This is a genomic window from Moorena sp. SIO3I6 (assembly GCF_010672095.1).
Map to the genome: position 1 here is coordinate 1 of NZ_JAAHHU010000833.1, position 2,120 is coordinate 2,120.

At 41.7% G+C, this 2,120-nt stretch carries 1 protein-coding gene and 1 pseudogene; one reads left to right on the plus strand and one right to left on the minus strand.

Going from position 1 to position 2,120, the window contains the following annotated elements; translation table 11 throughout:
* A pseudogene (locus F6K49_RS43315) lies at positions 1–344 on the minus strand (hypothetical protein); the annotation flags it as partial.
* Positions 345–1,274: 930 nt separating this feature from the next.
* Between F6K49_RS43315 and F6K49_RS43320 the strand changes: the two are divergent.
* Positions 1,275–2,120: transposase (locus F6K49_RS43320; protein WP_293107840.1), on the plus strand; the 846-nt coding region annotated here is incomplete at its 3' end.

The following is a 2,120-nucleotide window of genomic DNA, read 5'->3' on the forward strand; positions in this document are numbered from 1 at the left end:
GCTGTCATATTGCGCTCATCTCTTTGCAGCTCCTCTAGCTTACGATACTCTTGGGTCCATTGTTGCTGGCTGTAAACTGTCCAGGAATAAACGGTGACCGCAGTAGCAATTAGTGTAAATGTTACTATATCTGATCCAAGTTTTAAAAATAGTAAGGCTTTCAAAAAAATTGGTGTTTGCTGCTGCAAAACACTCACATTTTCAACCTTTGGCTTAGGGTTTTTCGGTGACATCATAGTATCTGTTGGTGGTCGTGCTATCCTAGAACGTTGGTCTTTTGAAATAGCCAATGATTGCTGAGACCGATTTCTTTGACTACGAGCAGAGCGAGGAACAGCATTCATAAAAAACTCCTTAGTTATTGGAAACACCTATGGGAAACCGGTAACTTTTAATCAGGGCAGGAAAACAATCTAGTGGCCGAGACTTCAGAGGTCTTAGGCTGGTTAGCTAACTCAAGAAGCGCTGCTGACCAGGATTAACTTGGTAGCAGTTATTACTAGCTAAAAAGATGATGCTAGAACGCACCTATCTTAGCATCAGGTCAGATTCAGGAGGAATCGTGAGTTAGGGACAGACGAGGATTTGTGATAGCCTAGAAATTAGTAGTAAAAATCAGAAAAAAACTCCTGAGCGCACCCATAACCCTAGCTATCACCCTAAGGTTAGAGCAAAAAACCAATCCCATCAATAGAAATTCCTGTAAATCAATCACACAGCCACACTGATTAATCCAGACGCCACAGGCAGTGCTGAATCGGTTGAGCTTTAGGGCGGCAGCCCCGCGCTGTACCCGTGCTTGGTCAGCGTCTCAAAGTTACCGTAAGGATAGTGGAGCCTTTATGGTTGGTCGGTTATGCATAAAAGAGGTGCGACCCGTGGCGAATTTAATTCGCCTAGCGATGCAGCGCGGTCTTGGGGGTTCCCCCCACTCGCTATTGCATCAAGACAAGGAAAGCGCACCTTTGGTGAAAACTTTATGATTAAGGCTCCACTAACAATCAGGTTTCGTCTCTAGGAAGGATAGCCCGGTGATGGAGTGAAACGGAGTCACCAATTAGGAATCCTGGGGGATAGGGAAACGAGCTATCAAGCTTCTAATCAACTCAGAGGGGGTCATCCCTCTCTTATCGGCCTCCTGTTTTAATTGTCGTTTTTCAAATTCAGTTACTCTGACTATCAACTTTTTATCTTTCATCTTTTCGGTATTTTGGATTGTCATATGGATCCCCAAATGTTAGACTAACAATAGGTCGATAAGCAAGAGGACAAAAATGAGATATGCATATCAATACCGATTAAGACTAGCAAAGTCGCAAATTGCAAAAGTAGAGAAATGGCTGGACATGTTGCGTCATCAGTACAACTATTTGTTGGCAGACAGGTTTAATTGGTTTGAGCAGAATCGCTGTCCTATTAATTCTTGTCCCCTTGTTTGTCATTTACCAGATCTAAGAAATAACCCTGACTACTTTTCCCAGAAGAAAACTCTACCTCAGCTAAAGAAAGATAGACCTTGGTATAGTTATATTCACGCTCACGTATTACAGGATTGCGTAAAGAGAGTAGATCTGGCTTTTAAGCGGTTTCTTAAGGGAGATAGTAATGGGAAAAAGAGCGGAAGACCTCGATTTAAAAGTAAAAATAGATACAAGTCGTTTACTTTTCCTTCTCTATCCAAGAATCCTATAAATGGCAACATCTTGACTCTTCCAAAATTTGGCAAAGTCAAGATGATTTATCACCGACCTATCCCAGAAGGATTCAAAATCAAAACAGCTACCATAACCCGAAAGGCTGATGGCTACTATGTTACGTTGTCAATCCAAGATGATAGTGTTCCAGAGGTTATCCCAGTAGATAGCGTTGAAAATCCCATTGGGATAGATATGGGTCTCAAGTCTTTTCTTGTTAAGTCTGATGGTTCAGAGGTACCAATACCCCAATACTATCGAAAAGCTCAAAAACGGCTCAAGAAAATCCAAAAAGTTGTTAGTCGGTCTAAAAAAGGTAGTAACAACAGGAAAAAGGCTGTTAGCAAATTAGGCAAAGCCCATCAAAGAGTTGCTGACACTCGGAAAGACGTTCATTTTAAAACAGCAAAGGGATTACTAAACATG